Annotated in this window: 20 protein-coding genes, 2 tRNA genes and 1 pseudogene; 8 read left to right on the plus strand and 15 right to left on the minus strand. The window is 63.3% G+C overall.

Annotated elements, in window-relative coordinates:
• From mshD to K728_RS0117615, 3 genes are all read left to right on the plus strand, one after another.
• Positions 1 to 423: mycothiol synthase (gene mshD / locus K728_RS23420; RefSeq protein ID WP_443111016.1), on the plus strand; the 423-nt coding region annotated here is incomplete at its 5' end.
• Between the two features lie 74 nt (positions 424 to 497).
• On the plus strand, positions 498 to 2,720 hold the full coding sequence (locus K728_RS0117610; protein ID WP_019483712.1) for an RNA degradosome polyphosphate kinase: 2,223 nt from the start codon (positions 498 to 500) through the stop codon (positions 2,718 to 2,720).
• Entirely contained in the window at positions 2,720 to 3,685 is a 966-nt protein-coding gene (locus tag K728_RS0117615; RefSeq protein WP_019483711.1) for an NUDIX hydrolase, read from the plus strand. The genes K728_RS0117610 and K728_RS0117615 overlap by 1 nt, the downstream gene beginning before the upstream one ends.
• 13 nt (positions 3,686 to 3,698) lie before the next feature.
• On the opposite strand, the gene K728_RS0117620 is transcribed toward K728_RS0117615, so the two are convergent.
• The 3 genes from K728_RS0117620 to K728_RS0117630 form a co-directional block, all read right to left on the minus strand.
• Positions 3,699 to 5,234, minus strand: coding sequence for an APC family permease (locus K728_RS0117620; RefSeq protein ID WP_024477497.1), 1,536 nt, complete (start codon positions 5,232 to 5,234; stop codon positions 3,699 to 3,701).
• Positions 5,235 to 5,370: 136 nt separating this feature from the next.
• Positions 5,371 to 6,780 (minus strand): aldehyde dehydrogenase family protein, encoded by a 1,410-nt coding sequence (locus tag K728_RS0117625; RefSeq protein ID WP_024477498.1) that lies wholly within the window; start codon positions 6,778 to 6,780, stop codon positions 5,371 to 5,373.
• Between the two features lie 152 nt (positions 6,781 to 6,932).
• Entirely contained in the window at positions 6,933 to 7,556 is a 624-nt protein-coding gene (locus K728_RS0117630; protein WP_019483708.1) for a TetR/AcrR family transcriptional regulator, read from the minus strand.
• 53 nt (positions 7,557 to 7,609) lie between these two features.
• Here K728_RS0117630 and K728_RS0117635 point away from each other — a divergent pair, with 53 nt between their 5' ends.
• From K728_RS0117635 to asd, 4 genes are all read left to right on the plus strand, one after another.
• Positions 7,610 to 9,526 (plus strand): primary-amine oxidase, encoded by a 1,917-nt coding sequence (locus K728_RS0117635; RefSeq protein ID WP_024477500.1) that lies wholly within the window; start codon positions 7,610 to 7,612, stop codon positions 9,524 to 9,526.
• 108 nt (positions 9,527 to 9,634) lie between these two features.
• A complete protein-coding gene (locus tag K728_RS0117640; RefSeq protein WP_051317731.1) occupies positions 9,635 to 10,396 on the plus strand; it encodes a thymidylate synthase in 762 nt (253 codons plus the stop codon).
• Positions 10,393 to 10,956 carry a dihydrofolate reductase gene (locus tag K728_RS0117645; protein WP_024477502.1) on the plus strand — a complete coding sequence of 188 codons (564 nt, stop codon included), beginning with the start codon at positions 10,393 to 10,395 and terminating at the stop codon, positions 10,954 to 10,956. Before K728_RS0117640 ends, K728_RS0117645 begins: the two co-directional genes overlap by 4 nt.
• 66 nt (positions 10,957 to 11,022) lie before the next feature.
• On the plus strand, positions 11,023 to 12,177 hold the full coding sequence (gene asd, locus K728_RS0117650; RefSeq protein ID WP_084442939.1) for an aspartate-semialdehyde dehydrogenase: 1,155 nt from the start codon (positions 11,023 to 11,025) through the stop codon (positions 12,175 to 12,177).
• Positions 12,178 to 12,215: 38 nt separating this feature from the next.
• On the opposite strand, the gene K728_RS0117655 is transcribed toward asd, so the two are convergent.
• The 12 genes and pseudogenes from K728_RS0117655 to K728_RS19930 all read right to left on the minus strand — a co-directional run bounded on the left by K728_RS0117655 (position 12,216) and on the right by K728_RS19930 (position 22,310).
• Complete coding sequence (locus K728_RS0117655; RefSeq protein ID WP_084442940.1) at positions 12,216 to 13,316, minus strand: UDP-N-acetylmuramate dehydrogenase; 1,101 nt, start codon at positions 13,314 to 13,316, stop codon at positions 12,216 to 12,218.
• Positions 13,313 to 13,750, minus strand: a complete 438-nt coding sequence (locus K728_RS0117660) for a MaoC family dehydratase (protein ID WP_024477505.1) — start codon at positions 13,748 to 13,750, stop codon at positions 13,313 to 13,315. The genes K728_RS0117655 and K728_RS0117660 overlap by 4 nt, the downstream gene beginning before the upstream one ends.
• On the minus strand, positions 13,750 to 14,199 hold the full coding sequence (locus tag K728_RS0117665; protein WP_024477506.1) for an FAS1-like dehydratase domain-containing protein: 450 nt from the start codon (positions 14,197 to 14,199) through the stop codon (positions 13,750 to 13,752). Before K728_RS0117665 ends, K728_RS0117660 begins: the two co-directional genes overlap by 1 nt.
• A 51-nt stretch (positions 14,200 to 14,250) precedes the next feature.
• Positions 14,251 to 14,490: a hypothetical protein gene (locus K728_RS0117670; protein ID WP_019483700.1), complete on the minus strand. Its 240-nt coding sequence runs from the start codon at positions 14,488 to 14,490 to the stop codon at positions 14,251 to 14,253.
• A 43-nt stretch (positions 14,491 to 14,533) separates the two neighbouring features.
• Positions 14,534 to 15,175: a DUF2797 domain-containing protein gene (locus tag K728_RS0117675; protein ID WP_019483699.1), complete on the minus strand. Its 642-nt coding sequence runs from the start codon at positions 15,173 to 15,175 to the stop codon at positions 14,534 to 14,536.
• Positions 15,176 to 15,610: 435 nt separating this feature from the next.
• Positions 15,611 to 16,177, minus strand: coding sequence for a type 1 glutamine amidotransferase domain-containing protein (locus tag K728_RS0117680; RefSeq protein WP_024477508.1), 567 nt, complete (start codon positions 16,175 to 16,177; stop codon positions 15,611 to 15,613).
• 94 nt (positions 16,178 to 16,271) lie between these two features.
• Positions 16,272 to 17,516 (minus strand): MinD/ParA family ATP-binding protein, encoded by a 1,245-nt coding sequence (locus K728_RS0117685; protein WP_024477509.1) that lies wholly within the window; start codon positions 17,514 to 17,516, stop codon positions 16,272 to 16,274.
• A 169-nt stretch (positions 17,517 to 17,685) separates the two neighbouring features.
• Positions 17,686 to 17,759 (minus strand) — tRNA-Met (locus K728_RS0117690).
• A gap of 58 nt (positions 17,760 to 17,817) precedes the next feature.
• Positions 17,818 to 17,889: transfer RNA gene (locus K728_RS0117695), tRNA-Thr, on the minus strand.
• 129 nt (positions 17,890 to 18,018) lie between these two features.
• Complete coding sequence (locus tag K728_RS0117700) at positions 18,019 to 19,953, minus strand: DEAD/DEAH box helicase (RefSeq protein WP_024477510.1); 1,935 nt, start codon at positions 19,951 to 19,953, stop codon at positions 18,019 to 18,021.
• A 374-nt stretch (positions 19,954 to 20,327) separates the two neighbouring features.
• Positions 20,328 to 20,972, minus strand: coding sequence for an MOSC domain-containing protein (locus tag K728_RS0117705; protein ID WP_024477511.1), 645 nt, complete (start codon positions 20,970 to 20,972; stop codon positions 20,328 to 20,330).
• A 589-nt stretch (positions 20,973 to 21,561) separates the two neighbouring features.
• A pseudogene (locus K728_RS19930) lies at positions 21,562 to 22,310 on the minus strand (SDR family oxidoreductase).
• Between the two features lie 130 nt (positions 22,311 to 22,440).
• Here K728_RS19930 and K728_RS0117720 point away from each other — a divergent pair.
• Positions 22,441 to 23,556, plus strand: a 1,116-nt coding sequence (locus tag K728_RS0117720; RefSeq protein WP_024477513.1) for an amidohydrolase, incomplete at its 3' end; no start/stop codon positions are given.

The raw sequence follows: 23,556 nt of genomic DNA on the forward strand, positions 1-23,556 counted from the left end.
CTGGCGGCGAACCGGGCGGCGTTCGCCCATCACGCCGAGCAGGGCTCAACCACGCTTGAAGACCTCCAGGCGCGGATGGCCGAAGACTGGTTCGACCCCGCAGGGTTCCTGCTGGCGGTCCGTGAATCCGACGGGCAGCTGCTGGGTTTCCACTGGACCAAGGTGCATCCACGCTCGGGTGACCACCCCGCGATGGGTGAGGTGTACGTCGTCGGCGTCACCCCCGATGCCCAGGGCATGGGCCTGGGGAAGGCACTGACTATCGCCGGAATCGAGCACCTGCATCGCCAGGGCCTGCAGGCAATCATGCTTTATGTCGACGCCGACAACACCGCCGCTGTGGCCCTCTACCGCAAGCTGGGATTCACCCGCTGGGATGTTGACGTCATGTACGCGCCGCAGGTTTCCGGGGCAAGCTTGTAAGGTGGATCCTGATGCCGTGAAACCCCTCCAGAGAGGGGTGGATCAAGGCAACCTACCCGCTGTCAGGAGACACTATGGAATCGGAAACCGCGGCACGCGTTCCGGCACGGTATGGCTCGTCCGAAGTTGCACCGGCCCGTGCCACCCAGGACCGCATCGACATCCCGGAGTTCGCCCCGAGCCTGCTCCCCTCCGGCGAGATCACGCCTGACCGGTTCCTCGACCGTGAGTCGAGCTGGCTCGACTTCAACGCCCGGGTGTTGGAGCTCGCCGAAGACCCCGACCTGTACCTGCTGGAGCGGGTCAGCTTCCTCTCCATTTTCGCGTCCAACCTGGACGAGTTTTTCATGGTGCGCGTAGCCGGCCTGAAGCGCCGCATCGCGACCGGCCTGGCTGTCCCGTCAGCCGCCGGCCTGAGCCCCATTGAGCAGCTCGAGCAGATCATGGCCGACGGCTACAAGCTGCAGCAGCGTCACGCCGCCGTCTTCGCAGAGAACATTCGACCGGCCCTGGCCGAGGAGAACATTCACCTCACCACGTGGGACGAGCTCGACGACGCCGCCCGCACCGACCTGAACAAGCTCTTCGCGGAGAAGGTCTTCCCGATCCTGACGCCCCTGGCCGTGGATCCAGCGCACCCCTTCCCGTACATTTCGGGGCTCTCACTGAACCTCGCCGTCGTCGTCCGCAATCCGGTGAGCGAAAAGGAACTCTTCGCCCGCGTCAAGGTTCCCGACCAGTTGCCGCGCCTGATTTCGGTGGACGGCCCCCGCGCCGGGAACGTCACCGGCCGCACGGCCCGGTTCATCCCGCTGGAGGAGGTCATCGCCGTCCACCTGGACCAGTTGTTCCCGGGCATGGAAGTCCTCGAACACCACACCTTCCGGGTGACCCGGAACGAGGACCTCGAAGTGGAAGAGGACGACGCCGAGAACCTCCTTCAGGCGCTGGAGAAGGAGTTGCTGCGCCGCCGGTTCGGCCCACCGGTCCGGCTGGAGGTCACCACCGATATCAATCCGAGCATCCGCGCCCTGCTGTCACGTGAACTCGGCGTGGAAGAGGACGAGGTGTACGGCCTGCCGGCGCCGCTGGATCTCCGTGGGCTCAGCGTGATCGGCGGCATCGACCGCGGCGAGCTTCGCTACCCGAAGCACGTCCCGCACACCAACCGTGACCTCAAGGAAAGCGAGACGTCGAAGGCTGCGAATGTGTTTGCCGCCATGCGCCGCCGCGACATTCTGCTGCACCACCCCTATGACTCGTTTTCCACCTCCGTTCAGGCGTTCCTGGAGCAGGCAGCGGCCGACCCCAAGGTGCAGGCCATCAAGCAGACCCTGTACCGCACGTCGGGCGACTCGCCAATTGTCGATGCGCTGATTGACGCCGCGGAGTCCGGCAAACAGGTACTCGCCCTCGTCGAGATCAAGGCCCGGTTCGACGAACAAGCCAACATCTCCTGGGCACGCAAGCTGGAGCAGGCCGGGGTGCACGTGGTGTACGGGATTGTGGGACTGAAGACGCACTGCAAGCTTTCCCTCGTGGTCCGGCAGGAAATCGATGGACTTCGCCGGTACTGCCACATCGGCACCGGCAACTATCACCCGCGCACGGCCCGCTACTACGAGGATTTCGGCCTGTTGACCGCCAATGACCAGGTGGGCCAGGACCTGACCCGACTGTTCAACCAGCTGTCGGGATATGCGCCGAAATCCACCTTCAAGCGTCTCCTTGTCGCCCCGCGTTCAGTGCGCTCCGGGCTGATTGACCGGATTGAACGCGAGATTGCCAACCAGAAGGCCGGTCTTGCGGCTCGCGTGGTGGTGAAGGTCAACTCGATTGTTGACGAGGCCATCATCGACGCGCTCTATCGTGCATCGCAGGCCGGGGTGAAGGTGGACGTCATTGTCCGCGGGATCTGCTCGGTACGCCCCGGCGTCCCGGGCCTCAGCGAGAACATCACAGTCCGCTCGGTATTGGGCCGTTTCCTTGAGCACTCACGGGTGTTCGCGTTTGCGAACGGCGGAGACCCAGCTGTATTCATCGGTTCGGCGGACATGATGCACCGCAACCTGGACCGTCGGGTGGAGGCGCTGGTGCAGCTCAGCGCGCCCGAGGACATCGCCTACCTCATGTCCCTGCTCGACCGGTACATGGACGAGGGAACGGCGAGCTGGCACCTCGACAACCAGGGCGATTGGACCCGCCACCACAAGGACGACGACGGCGCACCGCTCAGCGACGTGCAGAGCTACCTGCTGGCTTCCCGTGCACGCAACCGGTCAGCGGTCCGCCGCTGATGGCCTCAACTGACGAGGCGGTCACGGAAACCGCCCAGGACGCGGCGCCGGCGGTGGTGGCAGCGGGTGCTATCTGCTGGCGGAAGGAACAGGGGCAGCTCGAGGTACTCCTGATCCACCGTCCAAGCTATACGGACTGGTCCTGGCCCAAGGGCAAGATCGACCCCGGTGAGACCACCCCTGAGTGTGCAGCCCGGGAAGTGTTGGAAGAGGTTGGCCTGCGGATTTCGCTGGGCATTCCCCTGGCGTCGACTCGTTACGCAGTGGCCTCCGGGCAGAAGGTGGTCTACTACTGGGCGGCACGCACGGAGCGCATGACGGTCCGCCCGGACGGCAAGGAAGTAGACAAGTTCCTGTGGGTCGCCCCGGCCCGGGCGTTGGAGTTGTTGACCAACCCTACCGATCGTGAACCCCTTGAATCGTTGATTGCGGCTTACGCAGCGGACCAGCTGGAGACCTGGCCGCTGATCGTGGTCCGCCATGCCAAGGCGAAGCCGCGCTCGTCCTGGACCCGTGCGGAAGGCGAACGCCCCCTGGCGGCTACCGGTCGCCGGCAAGCCGCAGCAGTGAGCCGGCTCCTTGAGGCCTGGGGCCCGTCCTGGGTGGTGAGCAGCCCATGGGAACGGTGTGTTCAGACCGTCGCTCCGTACCTGAAGAACAAGGACATCAAACTCAAACTCGCTGATTCAATGACCGAGCGTAACGCCACGCGCAAGCCGGACAAGGCCCGTTCAACGGTGGAGAAACTCTTCGATAAGCGCCGTCCCGTGGCGCTGTGCACCCACCGCCCGGTCCTCCCCCTCATATTTGGCGTGCTGCAGCGCCACATGCCCGACACCCTGGCAGTTGGACTGCCGGCCGACGACCCGTATCTGGCGCCCGGAGAAGTGCTGATTTCCCACGTCAGCACCAGGACTCCGGGCCGCATTGTCGCGCTCGAGCAGTTCAGGGCCTACGACGACTAAGCCAGTCCGACCCCTAGGACAGTTCATCGCGGATGAAGTCCTCATTTTCCGGAGCGACTACGCGTGAGTACAGGTAGCCGACCAGGAGGACGACGAATGGGAGTGCAATCAGGAACCAGCCCAGCGGGCTGAGTCCCCACGGCGTCACCGAGGGATCCACCCCTTCGGCAGTTGTCCCAGCCAGCAGGCCGAAGCGGGACATGAGGAGATACTCGCCGATCAGGAGCCCGATGAATGCCACGATCGGAGCAATCACTGTAGTGAAGACGCCTTCTGCGCCCTTGTTCCTGCGGAAATAGGCGACGACGGCAAGACAGACCAGTGCTTCGATCAGCACAATTGCCACCACTGCCAGGCCGCTGAACCAATAGAACATGTTCAGGATCGGCTCCAGCTGGAACAACGTGAAGAGCAAAATCACCACACCAGTGACGGCGGAAGTTGTCAGTGAAGCGCTTTGGGGAGCGCCTTTGACATTGACCCGTGCCAGCCGGCCGGGCAGGACTCCGCCACGCCCCAGGGCAAAGACGTAGCGGCCGGCCGCATTCTGAAAAGCCAGGAGGCCGGCAAACAGGCTAGAGAGGACGAGCACACTCATGACCGTGGCCATCCAGCCGCCAACGTATTCGGTGGCCAGGGAGAAAAGGACAGCGGCAGGATCTGCCAGCGGAACTCCATCCACCGTCGAGTATTCCACCGTGGCTTCGACCACTCGGGACGCGCCCATACCCGTCACCAGCGCAAACGCGGTTACAGCGAACAACACCGTAATCAACCCAACCGCCAGATAAGTGGCCCGCGGAACAATACGCTTCGGGTCCTTGGATTCCTCACCATAAATTGCGGTAGCTTCGAACCCGATAAATGACGCGAACGCGAAGGCAAACGCAATGCCAGCCGATCCGGCGAGTCCACCCACCAGAATGGCCTGGGGTGAGAAGGAGGCTACGAAGTCGTAGCCCTCGGGGCCGCCGTCAAACAGGATTGCAACGGCGGTGATCGCCAGGGCGAGCACCTCGAGCAGCATCAACGCTCCGAGCACCTTCGCTCCGACATCAACACTTGCCAGCGACAGGACCGTGACGACCGCCCACGCAGCAAACGTCCAAAGCCACCACGGCAGTTCAAGGCCGAGAGCACCCATCTGCCCTGCCATCAGCCCGCCGAAGAAACCGAAAATGGCGAGCTGGATGGCAACGTAGGCGATCAATGAGACAAACGCGGAGCCTAAGCCGACGTTCGCGCCGAGGCCACGTCCGATGTAGGCGAAGAAGGCGCCGGCGTTGGTGACGCGCTGGCTCATCGCTGAGTAACCAACACTGAAGAGCAACAGCGTCAGACCAACGATTAGGTACGCTCCGGGTGCGGCCGCACCGTTTCCCAGCACAATCGCAATCGGGACGGCTCCGGTCATACCGACCAGGGGCGCCGCGGCTGCGACGACGAAAAATACGACGCCAATTACCCCAAGCCTGCCATGGCGCAGCGTGGTCCTTGATCCATCGGCGGGGCTTGATCCGCCGGCGGAGACTGTATCGGGTCTGTTCATGGTCTATCTCCTCAAATGAGCCGTCCCGCCAGGGCGGGACCTTGCGAAAGCTTCCTCCTGCGCATGAGTACTTTTCTGATGCTCGTTGGGAAGCGACTTGCGGTAAGGCAGACGTCGGTTGGCCAGCGAATCGGCCCTAGCCGTTGATCACCTGCGGAACAGCCACGCCCTTCAAACCCTCAACACCGAATTCCAGCCCGTACCCGGACTGCTTGATGCCGCCGAATGGTACGCGGGGGTCGACCGCGCCGTGCTTGTTGATCCACACGGTGCCCGCCTCGATCCGCGACGCTACCTTGCGGGCAGCGTCCACATCGGAGGACCACACGGATGCGCCAAGGCCGACCTCAAGGTCGTTCGCCATGGCAATCGCCTCGTCGACGGTGCTGTAGCGAATGATCGGCAGCGCCGGACCGAATTGCTCCTCGGCGACGAGCGGATTCTTGTTGTCGACGTCGGCGATGAGAGTGGTCGGGTAGAAGTATCCGACCTGATCCGCATCGGGGTTGCCGCCGATAAGTACACGCGCGCCGGACTCCTTCGCGGCGTCTACCAGGCGAGCCACGATGTCGAACTGTGCCTTGTTCTGCAGCGGTCCAAGGACGTTCGCCTCGTCTAGTCCAACACCCATCGGCATTGCCTCCGCTACAGCGGTCAATGCCTCACAGACCTCGTCGTAAATGTCCTCGTGTACGTACAGTCGCTTCAGGGCAGCGCACGTTTGGCCGGTATTGATGAAGGCGCCCCAGAAGAGCCCTTCCGCGATTGCCTTGGGGTCGGCATCCGGCAGAACAATACCGGCATCGTTTCCGCCCAGCTCAAGGGTGAGCCGCTTGATGCTGTCAGCGGAGGACTTGATAATCGCCTTGCCCGTGGCCGTGGATCCGGTGAACATGATCTTCCCGATCGCCTCGTGCTCCACCATGCGACTGCCAACCTCACCATCCCCACATACCGCGGTCAATAGACCGTCAGGCAGTTCCTGGTTAAGCACGTGAACCAGTGCAAGGACGCTTAGTGGCGTGTATTCCGACGGCTTCACGACGACGGCGTTCCCCATCCTGAGCGCGGGAGCAATCTGCCAGATGGTGATCATCATCGGCCAGTTCCAGGGGCCGATTGCTCCGACCACACCAATGGGACGGTAGTGAACCTGCGCGAAGGTCTCGCCGTCGTCGGCTACGGTTTCTGGCTCGAGGACCGTGGTGGCGGCTGCGCGGAGCCATGCCGAACACGCACCAACTTCGAAGCGTGCGTTGGGACCGTTGAGCGGCTTGCCCTGTTCCCGGGATAGCAGAATGGCCAGCTCTTCTGCGGAGCGGTCGATCGCCTCGGCGGCCTTCAACAGCATCTCGGTGCGGGCTTCATGGCTGAGCGCGGCCCATGCGGGCTGGGCTGCTGCCGCTGCCGAGATGGCAGCCTCGAGATCGGCGACACTATGCGCCGGTGCCTGACCGACGGTTTCACCGGTCGCGGGGTCCTTGATAGTTCGAGTAGGGCCTGAAGCCGGGGTAATTGAGTCGAGTAGCGCGTCGTAGGTTTCCATGAATACTCCCCTTTGAGTAGTTAGGCCAGGTGTTCCTGACAGCGACCCGGAGGCTGTGATCCCCCGCGAGGTGTGTTCTGCAACACATTGGCTACAGACTAGACCCAGCAACCCTCATCCGTCATCTTTTTTCGACAGCGGGCGAATTTACCTCACGACAGATTCTGCAGAAACCCGTCCAACTGGTCGGTATAGGCGGGGAGATTGTCCTCGGGTATAGATAGGGCAGCTGTGATCTGCGCACCCAGGAACAGGTTCATCAGTTGCTCGCTGATGAGAGCGTCCGGCACCTCGGTGGTAATCTCGCCCGTCTGTCGCGCTTCACCGAGGTGGCGCTTCAGCGCAACCCGCCACTGCTCCATCGATTCGCGGTGAATGGCCATCTTGAATTCGTCCGTGACAGCCTTCTGCCAAAACGGGATAACGACGCGGGCCTCGCTGACCTTTTCTTCGTCAATCGGCAGGACTTCCCTTCCGAACGCCCGGATTGCAGGTAGCCCAGTCTGGTTGAAGGTCGTCAGGGCAATCCGTTGATTGGTGCGGTTGAAGACATGCCGGAACGCAAAGGTGAGCAGATCGTCTTTCGTCGGAAAGTAGGGTTTCAGTGCCCCATTTGAAAAGCCGGCTTCGAGTGCAATGTCGCGCATCGTTGCGCCCTCGATTCCGTGCCGCGCGATGATTCTCCACGTTGCGTCCACGAGTTCCAGACGTCGCTGGTGATGGTCAACAATCTTGGGCACGTCGCACTTCTCCTTCAGAAAACTCTTGTGATCCATCTTACCTTCGGCTTACTCTACGAACATAGAAAAACACCGGACTGAGGATTCTCATGACAACGTCACCCACAGCGACTGCCAATTCCTACGCACTGGCCACAGCGGAAGAAATTCTGGAAGTGCAACGCATCCTCCGAGACAAGGGCCTGCTCGGAACGACCAGAAGGATTGCCTACCTCGGGCTTGTCGATCCCAGCCGTGCGTCTACTGCGGGTGAGGAGGGCCGCCGGTTCCGTATTTTCCTTCACGACACGTCGGGCTCAGCACCGCTGGATGTGGTCGTTTCTGCGACTACCGGCGAGGTGCTCACCACTGTGGAGCTGGATACAGCTGTGATGGGTGAGCTCCCGGTGCTTGAGGAGGAGTTCGCAGCCGTGGAGGAACTACTGTCCACCGACGACCGTTGGCTTGCCGCGCTCGCTGCCAGGAACCTCGACGTCGCCACCGTGCGCGTCGCACCGCTGTCCGCTGGTGTGTACGAATACCCCGAAGAAAAAGGGCGACGCATCCTCCGCGGGCTCGCCTTCGTCCAGGAACACGGGACGGATAGCGCGTGGGCACACCCAATTGACGGGCTGGTGGCGTACGTCGACGTCGTCAGGAAAGAGGTCACGCAAGTCCTGGATCTGGGGGTCATGCCGATCCCGCAGGAGCACGGCAACTACACCGATCCCGAACTGACGGGACCGCTGCGCACTACGCAGAAGCCGATCAGCATCACTCAGCCCGAGGGGCCCAGCTTTGCCGTTACCGGCGGCAATCACGTGGAGTGGGAGAACTGGAGTGTTGACGTCGGCTTCGACGTCCGGGAGGGCGTGGTTCTCCACAACCTCTCCTTCAATGACAAAGGTCGGATCCGGCCCATCATCAAACGTGCCTCCATCGCCGAAATGGTGGTCCCGTATGGTGACCCCTCTCCTGTCCGGTCGTGGCAGAACTACTTCGATACGGGAGAGTATCTCGTGGGCCAATACGCCAACTCACTCGAACTAGGTTGCGACTGCCTGGGTGATATCACCTACCTCAGCCCTGTCATCAGCGATGCGGCAGGGAACCCACGCGAAATCCGGAACGCAATCTGCATGCATGAAGAAGATTGGGGCATCCTCGCCAAACACAGCGACCTATGGTCCGAGATCAACTACACAAGGCGCAACAGGCGACTCGTGATTTCCTTTTTCACCACGGTGGGCAACTACGACTATGGGTTCTACTGGTACCTGTACCTCGACGGCAACATAGAGTTCGAGGCCAAAGCCACCGGCGTCGTCTTCACCAGCGCCTATCCGGTGGACGGATCTCCCAACATGTCGCAGATTGCCCCGGGGCTTGGAGCGCCATTCCACCAACATCTCTTTAGCGCCCGCCTCGATATGGCCATTGACGGCTTCACTAACAGGGTGGAGGAGGAAGACATTGTCCGGCAGCCACTGGGACCGGAGAACCCGCGCGGCAACGCGTTTTCCCGCAAGCGGACGGCTCTGACCCGGGAGTCGGAGAGTGTTCGGGAAAGCGATGCGCGAAGCGGCCGCACCTGGGTGATCTCCAACCCGGAGTCCTTGAATCGCCTCGGTGAGCCGGTGGGATACAAGCTGCATTCGGAAGCCCAGCCAACGCTGCTGGCAGATCCCGAGTCCTCCATCGCACGGCGTGCGACCTTCGCCACCAAGGACCTGTGGGTCACCCGGTTCGCTGAGGACGAGCGCTATCCCACCGGCGACTTCGTCAATCAGCATGTGGGCGGCGCTGGACTACCCGCGTACGTTGCGCAGGACCGCGACCTCGATGGGCAAGACCTCGTGGTGTGGCACACCTTTGGGCTGACACACTTCCCCCGGTTGGAGGATTGGCCGATCATGCCGGTGGACACGGTTGGCTTCAAGCTTCGCCCCGAAGGCTTCTTTGACCGCAGCCCGGTCCTGGACGTCCCGCCAAACGCACCGGCTGCTGGCGGGCACTGCCACAGCTAGCCTCGCGGTGAAGCGCGCCGGGTGGCCTTAAAGCACTCAACCACTAGAGTGGATGGGGTGAGTTCACAACCCATCCCCACCCCGTACGAGGATCTGCTGCGCGATGTGATGGCCAACGGTGCGGTCAAGACCGACCGCACCGGCACCGGAACGCGCAGCGTCTTCGGGCGACAGCTGCGCTTCGACCTCGCGGACTCCTTCCCGCTGGTCACCACCAAACGCGTGCATTTCAAATCCGTGGCCCTGGAGCTGCTCTGGTTCCTTCGCGGGGATTCCAACGTGTCCTGGCTGCAGGAACGCGGCGTCAAAATCTGGAACGAATGGGCCGGCGACGACGGCGAACTCGGTCCGGTCTACGGCGTCCAGTGGCGCTCCTGGCCCACGCCCGACGGCGGACATATCGACCAGATCGCCCAGGTGGTCGAGGACCTCAAAACCAACCCGGATTCCCGGCGGCACCTGGTCTCCGCATGGAATGTCTCCGAACTGCACAACATGGCCTTGCCGCCGTGCCACGCGTTCTTCCAGTTCTACGTGGCGGACGGCAAGCTGTCCTGCCAGCTGTACCAGCGTTCGGCGGACACCTTCCTCGGTGTGCCGTTCAACATCGCCTCCTACGCCCTGCTGACCCTGATGGTTGCGCAGCAGGTGGGACTGGAGCCAGGGGAACTCATCTGGACCGGCGGCGACGTCCATATCTACGACAACCATGTGGAGCAGGTCAGGGAACAGCTGACTCGTGAGCCCTACCCGAGCCCCCAACTGCTGATCAACCGCAAACCCGAGAGCATCTTCGACTACACGCTGGAGGACTTTGACGTGGTGAATTACCAGCACCATCCCACTATCAAGGCACCGATCGCCGTATGAGTTCAATGAACCGCGGCATCATCGAGGCCATCGGACGGGAACCGTTCGTCGGCATGATCTGGGCCCAGACGGAAAACGGTGTGATCGGGAAAGACGGCGGGATGCCGTGGCGTCTCCCCGAGGATATGGAGCACTTCAAGCGGACCACCACGGGACATCCGGTGATCATGGGGCGCCACACCTGGCAGTCCTTTCCCGCAAAATATCGCCCCCTCCCGGACCGCACCAACATCGTGGTGAGCAAGCACGGGCTGGAGGCAGGTGAGTTGGCGGGCGCCGTCGTCGTCGACTCGCTGGAGGACGCACTCGAGGAAGCCCGACGCAGTCCGGGCGCCGAGCAGATCTGGGTGATCGGCGGCGGGCAGATCTACGAAGCCGCCCTGCCAATCGCCCAGGCGGCCGTCGTGACAGTGATCGAGTCGACGACCAAGGGCGACACCTTTGCCCCGACGCTGGGGCCGGACTGGCAACTCGATGGCGTCACTCCACAGCAAGGCTGGCTTTCGGGCGCCAACGGCACGCGCTACCGGATCAGCCTGTGGACCCGCGGCCGGGACTAGCCGGATAGCTCCGGCGAGCTTCGTAACCAAGCGGGGCTCACGGGGGTCCTGACCTAGACTGGGAGCATGACTTCTGCAGTAAATAGTTCATCCTCAGCGCCCAGCGTCGGCTTCGTCGGCTGGCGCGGCATGGTGGGATCGGTCCTGATGCAGCGCATGCAGGACGAGGGCGATTTCCGCCTGATCAACCCCGTGTTCTTCTCCACTTCCAACGTGGGAGGCGCGGCGCCGTCGTTCGCTGAGGGCGCTCCGGCGCTCCAGGACGCGTACGACGTCGACACGCTGGCCAAGCTCTCCACCATCGTCACTGCCCAGGGCGGCGATTACACCGCCGAGGTGTACCCGAAGCTTCGCGACAGCGGCTGGGACGGACTGTGGATCGACGCGGCATCAACGCTGCGGATGGAGTCCAGCTCCATCATCGTGCTGGACCCGGTGAACCGGGACGTCATCGACGCGGGCCTCTCCCGCGGTGTGCGCGACTTTGTTGGCGGTAACTGCACCGTCTCCTGCATGCTCATGGGGCTTGGCGGCCTGTTCCGCAACGGCCTCGTCGAGTGGGGGACCTCGATGACGTACCAGGCGGCGTCCGGCGGTGGCGCCCGCCACATGCGTGAACTGTTGAACCAGTTCGGTGCCATCCACGGTGCCGTGGCGCCTAACCTGGACGATCCAGCGTCGGCCATCCTGGCCATCGATCAGGCCGTCCTGGCGCAGCAGCGCAACCCTTCGATGGACGCATCACAGTTCGGGGTGCCGCTGGCGGGATCGGTGATCCCCTGGATTGATGCCGATCTCGGTAACGGGATGTCCCGCGAGGAATGGAAGGCCGGCGCCGAAACCAACAAGATCCTCGGCACAGATGCGGTCGACGGCGGCCGGATCCCGTTCGATGGGCTCTGCGTCAGGATCGGGGCCATGCGGTCACACTCGCAGGCGCTGACCCTGAAGCTCACCGAAGACGTGCCACTCGCCGAGATTGAACGCCTCATTGACAGTGACAACGAATGGGCGACTGTAATCCCCAACACCAAGGAAGCCACCATGGCAGGGCTGACACCGGTCGCGGCGACCGGTTCGCTGTCAGTCCCTGTGGGGCGGCTCCGGAAGCTGGAGATGGGACCGCAGTATCTGAGTGCCTTCACCGTGGGAGATCAGCTGCTGTGGGGCGCCGCAGAACCGCTGCGCCGGATGCTGCTGATCTCCACCGGAAACCTTTAGGAACCAGCCTTCCAGGGACTGAAAGGCTCCCCGCTGGGCTAATTGTTAAGGCCTGAACTTTCGGCTCGGAGGGCGCAACCGATCAACAGCGGCTCCGGGTGCAGCCGGATACCAAACCGGTGTTCGACGCCGTCGGCCACCAGTGCGGCGATGGCCAGCAGGTCGGCGGCCGAGGCACTCCCCCGGTTGGTGACTGCCAGGGTGTGCTTGGTCGACAGGGAGGCCCGACCGCCTGCAGCGGTGAAGCCGCTGTCTGCGGCAAGGCCGAAGCCCTTCCCGAAGCCGGCCTGATCGATCAGCCAGGCCGCCGATAGTTTGACCTGCCCGTCTTCCGCCGTTGGGTACCGCGGAGCGTTATCGGGGAGGGCCGCCGCGGTGTCGGCGTCGACGAGCGGGTTGGTGAAGAAGGATCCGGTGCTGAACGTGTCGCGGTCGTCGGGGTCCAGCACCATTCCCTTTGCTGCGCGCAGTTTCAGGACGGCCCGCCGCACATCGTTGGCGTAGGCCCGCTCGCCAATGTTCACTCCCACCTCGCGTGCCAGCTCGGCGTACTTCACGGGAGCGCTCATCCGCCCCAGGCCCAACTGGAACTCAACGGTCAGCACCACGTAACGGGGCGACCCGTTCACGGTGGTGTGCTTCAACAGTGAATCCCGGTAGCCGAACTTCAGTTCAAAGTTTGTAAAGGACTTAACAGTATTTGTTTCTCGGTCCCAGGTGCGCACCGTGGCGATGGTCTGCGAGACGTCGGCCCCGTACGCACCAACGTTCTGAACGGGGGTGGCGCCGGTAGACCCGGGGATACCCGAGAGTGCCTCAAGGCCGGAGAAGGCGTGCAGCACCGTGTATTCGACGAGGGCGTCCCAGGGCTGGCCCGCCTCGGCCTTGACCATCACACCACCGCATGTGGCGTCGTCGTCGTTCACTGAGAAACCGGTCGAGGCCAGACGTATTACCGTGCCCGGGAAGCCTTCGTCGGCGATGATGAGGTTTGATCCGCCGGCAATGATCAGCAGGGGGTCGCCCGCTTCGTCAACTGATCGGACGGCGTCGATGATTTCCGCTTCGGTGCGCGCCTCCACGTAGGTGTGGGCGGGGCCGCCGACGCCGGCCGTGGTCAGTTCAGCCAGCAGGGTCACCAGATGTGCACCACTGCCTGTGCCTTGACCAACACCTTGAGCCCCGCCGACATCACGGTGAGGTCCACGCGGACCGTTGAATTGTCGAGGTCTACTACGCCGATCTTGCCGGCCACCTCAATCACCGCACCCGGCGTGCCCTCGGCGGTGGTGTCCTCGACGATCACCGGTTTGGTGAATCGGGTCTGATAGTCGACGACGGCGGTGGGGTCGCCCACCCAGTCGGTGACCAGCTGTACAGCTGCCCCCATGGTGAACATGCCGTGGGCAATGACGCCCGGCAAGCCGACGCTTTGGGCGAAGTCAGAGTTCCAGTGGATTGGGTTGAAATCACCGGAGGCGCCAGCGTACTTGACGAGATCCTGGCGGGTCAGCTCGACGGTGGTGGATCCGATTTCCTGGCCGACGCTGAGGTCGGCGATAGCAATGCCCATTACTGTTCCTCTCCGCGCACCAGCAGTGATGACGTGGTGGTCGCGGTCTTTTCACCGTCGGTGGTGGAGATTTCGGCGCGGGTGGTGATCATCGCACCGCCGCCCATTGCGCGGACCGTGTCAACATGGAGCTCGGCCACCAGTTCATCACCGGCCACGATCGCACGGTGGTGAACGAACCGCTGGTCGGCGTGAACCACGCGGCTGAAGTCGATGCCGGCGTCGGGATCGTTGATCAGCTGGGCATCCGCCAGCTGCGCCACAATGATCGCGAAGGTGGGTGGTGCCACCAGGTCCCGGTGCCCGAGGTCCTGGGCGGCTTCGACCTCATAATGCGACGGGTGGGTTGCCTTGACGGCGCGGGCGAATTCGCGGATCTTTTCGCGGCCCACGACGTATGCCGGACCGGCGGGATAGCTGCGGCCCTGCAGCTCTGGATTGATAGTCATGGGGCTCCTGACGGGTGCGGTGGAAGTTCGTTTCCAGCCTAGTGCAGTGGGCTACTTCTTTTGGGTACGCGCCTGGTGCCGACGCTTGGCATCCCGCGCACGCACGACCAGTCCCGCCAGGTGCGTCACCAGACCGGCGACAAGTACCGGGATGCCCGTGAACACTGTGGCGTTGCTGCCAGTAGCTGCGCCCAGAACGGCGATCAGAATGCCGGCACCGGTCAGGATGAGGGCGGCGATGACCAGCCGGCGATACAGGTCCGATCCGGTGTCCCAGGGGGTGTTCAACATGGGTTAAGCCTACCGGGCGCCGCGCATTCCAGTGGAGAGCGGGCTAGAACAGGGCCGCCTGGACATCCGGAATCTCCGACACATACGGGCCGAGTTCAATCCGTTGTCCCTTAAGCCGCGAAAGGTCAACCAGGAACGGCACCTCCGACCCCCTGATGAAGGCCAGCGCGGTGGGTCCCAACAGAGCATCCACCCGGAACCCGTGCTCCCCCGCGGCCAGGCTGTGGGGGTAAAGGTGCGCCCCAGTCGCGCCAAGCACTGTTGCCCACGACGGCGGTGCCTCCCACTGCTCCTCCACCGCCCGGAACCCGGCCAGGTCCAGACCACCGTGAAGCAGGCTCCTGACACTCGCGGCAAATTCGGCATTGATCCCATTAAGCGACGCCCCGGTGCGCGGCGACGCCAGCGCTGCGGTTTTCGCCGACGCCCGGACGGCCTGCGCAAGGCCCACTTCGCGAGTGACAACGTCCTCGAGCACCCGAACAATCCGCCCGTCGTCCGCACACGCCACATAACGGGCGACGACGGCGCCCTGCTCCGCCAGCCGGTGCCACTTGCGGAGGTTCGAGGCGGTCCCAACTTTAGAGGCCCCGTCGGCGAAGGTGGCAACATACAGCCAGTGCTCTTGCGCCAGGTAACTCAACAATCCATCGGGGGCGATGCCGGACCGGTGCACATCATGCATGAACCGTAGGTCATCCCGGGAGAAGCACCTCCCGCACTGGTAGCCGCGCTCGGCAGTGGTTTGCTGTGGACATGGCGTGTGCTCTCGCGCGTCGGGGCCAAACACTCGATGAAACCCGAGGCAATGCCGTTCGCCGTACTGGCTCAACAACCGAAACCCAAGGTCGCCACCACCCTTCTCCGCTGGCCCACGAGGGACCAACGCAAGGTCGTGCTGATCTCCCTCGGGGGTGGCTAGGGAAAGCACCGGCCCGTCCCGATGCCAGCTCACACCCCTGCAGAGAAAACGTTCATCGCCCATCCGTCAACTCTAGACATTGGAACCCGCGAGGCCCGAACCCACTGAAGGACCGGTGGTTCCCCACCGGTCCTTCAGTAAAGCTCTGATTCAGTAGAGCTCTGGACGTTGGGCAGTACTCTGCCCGGAGCGAGTCAGTTAGGCGGTCTGGCCTTCGTGCTCGCCTTCGGCGATCTCCTCGATCATCTTGTCGTTGAAGGCCGGGAGGTCGTCAGGGGTGCGGCTAGTGACGAAGCCCTGGTCAGTGACCACTTCGTCGTCGCTCCAGTTGGCTCCGGCGTTACGGAGGTCGGTCTGCAGCGTGTGGTACGAAGTTAGGTCGCGACCGCTGACTACTCCTGCGTCGATCAACAGCCAGGGCGCGTGACAGATCGCCGCGACTGGCTTGTGCTGGGCAAAGAATGCGCGGGCAAACTCCTGGGCGTCCTTGTCGACGCGCAGGTGATCCGCGTTTACCACTCCGCCCGGTAGGACCAGGGCGTGGAAGTCGTCAGCATTGGCGTCCGCGACCGTGAGGTCAATGGTGAACGTGTCACCCTTGTCGGTGCCGTTGAAACCCTGAACCGTGCCGCTACCTGGGGCTACGAGCACGGGCTCGCCGCCAGCCTGCTTGACCGCATCCCAGGGGCTGGTGAGCTCAATCTGCTCGACTCCGTCGGTGAGTAGGAATGCGACTTTTTTACCGGAAATGTTATGGGGGGACATGCTTCCTCCTGTGTTCAGAACGTCGATGTCGTACTCCTCAACACTATGAACACGCGAGATAATAAGCAAGCTGTCTAAACCTGGAGGGGTTGACCTACAGGCCCTCGGCGACGCCCGCCGCTGCGGACAGCCAGGCGCGTTGAGTCGCCGGCCGCAGTGAGCCCCAGCGAATGCGGCCTTTGTGCAGCGCCGTGTCGTAGGGGATGGTCACCGCACAGCGGGCAAGCTGCGCGAAACCGTCGGCAATCTCCTGCGCCTGGGCTGCTGTGCCGTTCTTGTCGGACTGGCTGACAATGACGACGGCGTTCTGCGACAGCTCGGCGTACCGGCCTCCCCTGGCCTGCAACGCCTCGAGCAACAGGGCTCCGGCCTCCGCATGCTCTTCGAGGGTGGTGGTGGCGATCACCAACTGGTCAGTGTGGTGGATCATCCGCAGCCAACGCTCGGCCGTTTCGTCGTTGCCGGAGTCGACGACGTTCAGCCTGAAGTACTTCGACGCAACCTCGTGCAGGTCGTCGAAATTGTCGGCGGTGACCTTCTGCTCGGAGGCAAGGACATCCGGCTTGGAGCGCAGCACGTCGTACTTGTCCTCTGTCTGATGGTGCACGTAGCGGGCCAGCAGCGCCGACTGTGCCGAGGGAGCCAGCAGCTGAGCGGTCTGCGGCAACAGATCCATCACCGTGGCGCTGTGCGGCCCTTGCTCGGTGCGCCACCCGAGGGTGCCCCGGGTTTCGTTGTTGTCCCAGGCGAGTACCGGACCGCCACCGTTGCGGGCAAAGACTGAGGACAGCATCACAGTGGTGGGAGTCTTGTTGGCGCCGCCTTTACCGTTGACCACGGAGATGGTGCGGGGTCCGGGCCAATGCTGGCTCACGGCACGGGTATTGGCCCGTTCCTCCAGTTCACGCTGGGAAGGGGCAATGCGGATACCCAGTTTGGTCAGGATGCCCCTGAACCCGGTCTCGGCGGGCACCCGTGTGGTGTCAGCGGCAAGGAACGACTTCCGGGTACTCGGCTCTGCCTGCTGGCGGCCCGGTGCCGTTGGCGCCGCGGGCCCGGATGCTGCCACTGCGGGCGACGGAGCGGCTGCTGGCGACGGTACGACTGCGGGCGACGGAGCAGAGGACCCTGGCACACCGGTCACGGGCGGCTCAGCGGTCACAGGCGACTCCGCGGTCACAGAGTCGGCAGACTCCGGGGCTACCCGGTCGGCGAAGCGCGGGACCTCGGAGCTGGGCCCAGCAACCGGATTAGTCGCTGCGTCCCGGCGTCGTCGTGCGCGTGTGGGGAGAGCCCCGGGATTGACGTCGGGCCCCCAGTCGGAGTTGTTGTCTGTCATGGTTCCGTCCGTTTCGTGCGCCGCGTGCAGGTGGTGTTCATCTCTGGTGCGCCCGCACCATCCATGAGGATGCTTAGTGTGGGGCCGACCCGTCAGAACCATGATGGGAGAAGGCCGGTAAAAAAGAAAGCAGGTCAGCGGCTGCTCAGCCTCTGACCTGCTATGTCTGTAGCGGTGCCGGGACTCGATCCCGGGACCTCACGATTATGAGTCGTGCGCTCTAACCAGCTGAGCTACACCGCCACAAATGAGTGTGCCCGCAGCCGGACCAGTTGGTCTGCTTGCGGGACTCCCACTTGAGAGCCCCCCACCGGAATCGATCCGGTGACCTCGTTCTTACCAAGAACGCGCTCTACCACTGAGCTAGGGGGGCAACAGCAGAAAACTTTACCAGCTTCTGCCACCTACACGAAATCAGAATCCGACCACTAGAGCCGGGCCCTGATTTCACCGTCAGATCCCCGGAAAACCGGGGATCTGACGAAATCAATCAGCTACTAAATTACCACTTGTCGCGGCGCTGGGTGGTGCCTGCTCCGGCACCTTTACCGTGACGTTCCTTACGGTCCCCGCCGCCGCCGCCGGCGCTGTGGCCGGAGGAGCGGAAGCCGCCGTCGTGCCCGCGGTCCTTGTTGAACCCGCCGCCTTCACCTTCGCGCTTCTTGAACGGCTTCTTGAAGCCGTCGCGGTCGCCGGCAGGCTTGCGGCCCTTGTCCAGCTCGAGGTGAATCAGTTCGCCACCGATGCGGGTCTTGGACAGTGCACGCCACTGATCCTTGGACAGATCGGCTGGCAGCTCCACCAGGGTGTGGTCGGCGCGGATGTCGATGCCGCCGATCTGAGCTGAGGACAGGCCACCCTCGTTGGCGATAGCGCCAACAATGGAGCCCGGCATGACCCGCTGGCGACGTCCTACCGCAATGCGGTAGGTGGCGTTGCCCTCGGTCAGGCTGCGGGTTGGTCCGCGTGAGCCCAAGCCATCCTTGCGGCCGGCAGCGCGTTCCTTCTGCCCTGCAGGGGCTACCGGAATGTCCTTGACCAGGATCGGGTTGCCACCCTGCGCCATGACGGCGAGGGCTGCGGCGATCTCGGTGGCGGGCACATTGTGCTCGGTCTCGTAGCTGGTGATCAGGTCACGGAAGATTGACACATCTTCGGTGGCGATGGTCTCGGTGATGCGCTCGGCGAACTTGTTCATCCGCAGCGCGTTGACGGCGTCCGAGGAGGGCAGGTGCATCTGCTCGACGGGCTGGCGGGTTGCCTTCTCGATCGAACGCAGCAGGTACTTCTCCCGTGGCGTGATGAAGAGGATCGCGTCGCCCGAACGGCCCGCGCGGCCGGTACGGCCAATGCGGTGCACGTAGGACTCGGTGTCGTGAGGGATGTCGTAGTTGACGACGAGTGAGATGCGCTCGACGTCCAGCCCGCGGGCCGCGACGTCGGTGGCCACGAGGATGTCGAACTTGCCTTCGCGGAGACCTTCGATGGTCCGCTCGCGCTGCTGCTGGGGAATGTCACCGTTGATTGCTGCAGCCTGGAAGCCCCGTGAACGCAACTTGTCCGCCAGGTCTTCGGTTGCCATCTTGGTGCGCACAAACGCGATGATGCCGTCGAAGTCTTCGACCTCGAGGATGCGCGTCAGGGCGTCCAGCTTGTGCGGGCCCATGACCTGCAGGAAGCGCTGGCGCGTGTTGGTGCCGGTCGAGGTTTTACCCTTGACGGTGATTTCGGCTGGGTTGTTCAGGTACTTCGACGCAATGCGGCGAATGGCGCTGGGCATCGTTGCCGAGAACAGCGCCACCTGCTTGTCGTCAGGGGTACCGGACAGGATCTGCTCGACGTCGTCGGCAAAGCCCATACGAAGCATCTCGTCTGCCTCGTCCAGTACCAGGTACTGGAGGTTGGACAGATCGAGTGAACCCTTGGAGATGTGGTCGATCACACGACCCGGGGTACCCACCACTACCTGCGCGCCGCGGCGCAGACCGGCCAGCTGAGGGCCGTAAGGAGCTCCACCGTAGACGGGCAGAACAGTGAAGTTGTCAATGTGCTTGGCATAGGAAGCGAAAGCTTCGGCAACCTGTAGCGCCAGTTCACGGGTTGGTGCAAGCACCAGGATCTGGGTGAACTTGCTGGGACCGTTGAGGTCGGCGAGCTCAGCCATCCGGGACAGTGCGGGGATAGCGAATGCTGCTGTCTTACCGGTACCCGTCTGTGCCAGGCCGACGACGTCGCGCCCTTCCAGCAGCACCGGAATGGTGGCGGACTGGATGGGGGAAGGCTTTTCATAGCCGACATCGCTCAGGGCTGCGAGCACGCGGCCGTCGAGGCCGAAGTCGGTGAACTTGATGTCGTCTGCTTCAGGAGCTTCGACGTTCTGGGGTGCAACAACGGCGTCCGGTGCTGCAAGCGTCTCGGGAGTGTTGTTTTCTGGCATGAGGGAATGACCTTCAGGTAGATGCCGGAGAGCTGGAATTAAAGGATGATTCCAGCCCATGAACATAGAAATCCGGCACTGTTTCAATCCCGCGGCAGGATTTCGCGTCATAACTGGCGGCCGCTATCTCAGCGGTCTGTATGACGTTTTCTTCTAGCCGGCGCTCCCTGATGAATCTGCCCGCATGCTTACTCTGCGAGCCCCAACACAACCTATCCAGCCCAGCAAAATTGGGCGGAAATTAAAGGGAATACCGGTGTGGGGGATGTTTCAAGTGTACTGCATGGCTCCGCCTACCTGCAGCCACAACGACGGCGACGCCGCGTGAGCCTGACCACACCCGGGCCGGCCCTCCTTGGTCACGCCCTCCGCGGTCAAGCCCTCCGCAGCACCGCGGCGACCACCTTGTGGATCTCGGGGCTCAGCGCCATGCCTTGTTTCTCTGCAACCAGGAGCTGCCGGGCGGCGTCGGCGTCCAGTCCGGCGAAGACCTGCTGCCCGGTGATGCCATGGTCGGGGCGATTCACCACGGTAACGGTGTCGCCCGCCTGAACCTGTCCTTTCGTGATCACGCGCAGGTACGTGCCGACCCGGTTCTCCTCGGCGAACCGCTTCACCCACCGCGGTTCCTTGAGGAAGCGGGCAAAGTTCACACACGGGGTGCGCGGCGCTGTGACCTCGAGGACGACGTCGTTCCCCACCTGCCAGCGTTCGCCGATAACCGCGCGGCTGGCGTCGATTCCGTCGACCCTCAGGTTCTCCCCGAACTTGCCCGGGCTCATATCCCGGCCCAGTTCGGCGTCCCAAAAGTCGGCGTCCTGCTGCGAGTAGGCGTAGATCGCCTTGGATTCACCGCCGTGATGTTTCCGGCTGGCCTGCACATCACCCGTGAGCCCGAGCTTGTGAACATTCACGGGCCCGTCCACCGCTCGCTTGTCAATGGCGGTGACACCGGTGGCATCTTGAGTGGGCAGCAGCGCGTGAACACGGCACACAGCGAGCAGAATACCTGTAGTCATAGCGTCCATCCTAGGGATTGTCAGGGTTCAAAGCGGTAGCCCATACCGTTTTCGGTGCCAAGCAACGCACTAGGGGGTGGTTCCAGGCGCTGCCACAGCCAGGGACAAGGAGGGGTAGGTCGTCTTTTTCGGTGCATGCAATGCCTGCAATGCATGCACTTTCATTTTTCGAAGTGCATGCAATGCAGGCACTGCATGCACTATTTGGGAAGGCACCTGCTACCTGGCTACTAGCTCCTGGCGCCGGAGTCGCGCCGACGGAGGCCTTCCGGCCGAACAAGGCCGCCGCGTGTACCTCGAAGTGAGTGCGAACGTGGACGAGGAATTCCTGCAAGGTGTCTTCGGCTGCAAGGAAGAACCCGGTTCCCACCGGTACGCGGCCTAGCGTGCTGAGTGAGGTCGAGCCCATAGCGGCGCTCTGTCGGGATTCGTGCAGGCGAGTACAGGAGTTTCGGGGCTTTCGGGAGCTCCGGGACAGGTAGGCGTTTCGGGAGCTCCGGGACAGGTAGGCGTTTCGGGAGCTCCGGGACAGGCGGGAGAGACGGGGCAGCCAGGACTTCCAGGCGCTGCCAGGCGCTGCGAGGCGCTGCTAGGCCGAGAAGCCGCCGTCGGCCTTGATCAATTGGCCATTGACCCACCGGCCGTCCTGCGACAGGAGGAACGCGACCACACCGGCCACGTCTGCTGGCGTACCCAGGCGGCCGGTTGGTTGCTGCTGGGTGAGGGCCTGCCGCACCTCGTCGGTCATCCAGCCGGTGTCGACCGGACCAGGGTTGAGGGCATTGGAACTTACTCTCCGGTCGCCGAGCTCACGGGCTGCAGCCAGAACAATCCGGTCGAGCGCACCTTTCGATGCACCATAGGGCAGGTTATTGACCGTGTGGTCGCTGGTAAGCGCGACAATTGCGCCTCCATTGTCATTGCATTGCAGAGCGAAGGCGTTGATGAGCTGCCAGGAGGCGCGGACGTTGACGGCGAAGTGCCGCTCGAAGCTCTTCACCGACGTGGTGAGCAGTCCTGAATCGACGCCCTCGGTGTGCGACAGGACGAGCCCGCTCAGCGTGCCCAGCTCCATCCGCGCGGCGGCTACCAGTTCCCCCGGTGTTTTCGAATCCTCAAGGTCCCCGGGCAGCGCGATCACGCGAGACCCGAGGGCCTCCAGCTCCGGAATCAACTCCTGCACCTCGGCTGCCGGGTTGGCGGTGCCGTTGACCCGCTGGTCGTAGGGGTGCCAGTAGCTCAGGGCGAGATCCCAGCCGTCGACGGCGAGGNGGCGATCCCGGCGCCCAGTCCCACCGTTCGTCCAACCCCGGTGATGAGTGCGGATTTCCGTGTCATAAGTTGTTGCCTTCCTGCGCATCGGTTTTCAGTCTAGGCGGCTCCCCCAGCAGGGTGCGGAGCTGACCCCTCCCACGGTGAAGACGGTAGGTTGGAGATCACAACACTGTCTGCCGAAAGGTCACCACACATGACTGTCACAGCAATCGTCAATGCCCACGTTGTACCCATCGAAGGCGTCCCCTTCGACGGGACGGTGGTCATGGAGGACGGCAAGATCACTGCGCTGGGCACTGATATCGCTGTCCCCGAAGGCGCCGAAATTCACGATGCCGACGGCCAGTGGCTGCTGCCGGGCTTGATCGACGCCCACGTTCACCTGGGCACCCATGAGGAGGGCGAAGGCTGGGCCGGGGACGACACCAACGAGATGACCGACCCCGTCACCGCGGGCGTCCGCGCGATCGATGCCGTCAACCCCTACGACCCCGGGTTCGACGACGCCCTGGCCGGCGGTATCACCGCCGTGAACGTGAACCCGGGATCGGGCAACCCCATTGGTGGTCTCGCCGTCGCGATCCACACCCATGGCCGCTACATCGAGGAAATGGTGCTCCGCTCCCCCAGCGGCCTGAAGTCGGCCCTCGGGGAGAACCCCAAACGCGTCTACGGCGACAAGAAGCAGACCCCCTCCACCCGGCTGGGCACCGCCATGGTGATCCGCAAAGCCTTCATGGACGCGCAAAACTACATGGGCAAAGCCGACGAGAACGCCCGCGACCCCAAGCTCGAGGCACTCGCCATGGTGCTGCGACGGGAAATTCCGTGGCGCCAGCACGCGCACCGCGCGGACGACATTGCCACCGCCATCCGGTTGGCCGATGAGTTCGGCTACGAACTGGTCCTCGACCACGGCACCGAGGCGCATCTGCTGGCCGATGTCCTGGCCGAGCGCGGTATCCCCGTCCTGATCGGGCCGCTGTTCACCACCAAGTCCAAAGTGGAACTGCGTGGGCGTTCCATCGCCAACCCCGGCAAGCTCGCCGCGGCGGGAGTGGAAATTTCAATCATTACCGACCACCCGGTGATTCCGATCAACTTCCTCATCCATCAGGCAACCTTCGCCATCAAGGAAGGCCTTGACCGCGAGACTGCTCTGCGCTCGATCACCATCAACCCGGCGAAGGTCCTGGGCCTGGCCGATCGGATGGGCTCCCTTGAGGTGGGCAAGGATGCCGACGTCGTTCTCTGGAGCGGCGATCCGTTGGACGTCATGCAGCGTGCCTTGACCGTATGGATCGGCGGG

This window comes from Arthrobacter sp. CAL618, from assembly GCF_000468215.1.
In the GTDB taxonomy this organism is placed as follows: Bacteria; Actinomycetota; Actinomycetes; order Actinomycetales; family Micrococcaceae; genus Arthrobacter_D.

What these genes read in the sequence shown, in the direction of transcription:
- K728_RS0117685 (WP_024477509.1), bottom strand. Translation starts at nt 17,516, where the DNA reads ATGACAGACAACAACTCCGACTGGGGGCCCGACGTCAATCCCGGGGCT.
- K728_RS0117680 (WP_024477508.1), bottom strand. Translation starts at nt 16,177, where the DNA reads ATGTCCCCCCATAACATTTCCGGTAAAAAAGTCGCATTCCTACTCACC.
- K728_RS0117675 (WP_019483699.1), bottom strand. Translation starts at nt 15,175, where the DNA reads ATGCATGATGTGCACCGGTCCGGCATCGCCCCCGATGGATTGTTGAGT.
- K728_RS0117630 (WP_019483708.1), bottom strand. Translation starts at nt 7,556, where the DNA reads ATGGATCACAAGAGTTTTCTGAAGGAGAAGTGCGACGTGCCCAAGATT.
- K728_RS0117665 (WP_024477506.1), bottom strand. Translation starts at nt 14,199, where the DNA reads ATGACTATCAATCCAGAGCTGCAGGGCCGCAGCTATCCCGCCGGTCCG.
- K728_RS0117705 (WP_024477511.1), bottom strand. Translation starts at nt 20,972, where the DNA reads ATGACTACAGGTATTCTGCTCGCTGTGTGCCGTGTTCACGCGCTGCTG.
- K728_RS0117610 (WP_019483712.1), top strand. Translation starts at nt 498, where the DNA reads ATGGAATCGGAAACCGCGGCACGCGTTCCGGCACGGTATGGCTCGTCC.
- K728_RS0117615 (WP_019483711.1), top strand. Translation starts at nt 2,720, where the DNA reads ATGGCCTCAACTGACGAGGCGGTCACGGAAACCGCCCAGGACGCGGCG.
- K728_RS0117645 (WP_024477502.1), top strand. Translation starts at nt 10,393, where the DNA reads ATGAGTTCAATGAACCGCGGCATCATCGAGGCCATCGGACGGGAACCG.
- K728_RS0117635 (WP_024477500.1), top strand. Translation starts at nt 7,610, where the DNA reads ATGACAACGTCACCCACAGCGACTGCCAATTCCTACGCACTGGCCACA.
- K728_RS0117660 (WP_024477505.1), bottom strand. Translation starts at nt 13,750, where the DNA reads ATGGGCATTGCTATCGCCGACCTCAGCGTCGGCCAGGAAATCGGATCC.
- K728_RS0117620 (WP_024477497.1), bottom strand. Translation starts at nt 5,234, where the DNA reads ATGAACAGACCCGATACAGTCTCCGCCGGCGGATCAAGCCCCGCCGAT.
- K728_RS0117625 (WP_024477498.1), bottom strand. Translation starts at nt 6,780, where the DNA reads ATGGAAACCTACGACGCGCTACTCGACTCAATTACCCCGGCTTCAGGC.
- K728_RS0117670 (WP_019483700.1), bottom strand. Translation starts at nt 14,490, where the DNA reads ATGTTGAACACCCCCTGGGACACCGGATCGGACCTGTATCGCCGGCTG.
- K728_RS0117640 (WP_051317731.1), top strand. Translation starts at nt 9,635, where the DNA reads ATGGCCAACGGTGCGGTCAAGACCGACCGCACCGGCACCGGAACGCGC.
- asd (WP_084442939.1), top strand. Translation starts at nt 11,023, where the DNA reads ATGACTTCTGCAGTAAATAGTTCATCCTCAGCGCCCAGCGTCGGCTTC.
- K728_RS0117700 (WP_024477510.1), bottom strand. Translation starts at nt 19,953, where the DNA reads ATGCCAGAAAACAACACTCCCGAGACGCTTGCAGCACCGGACGCCGTT.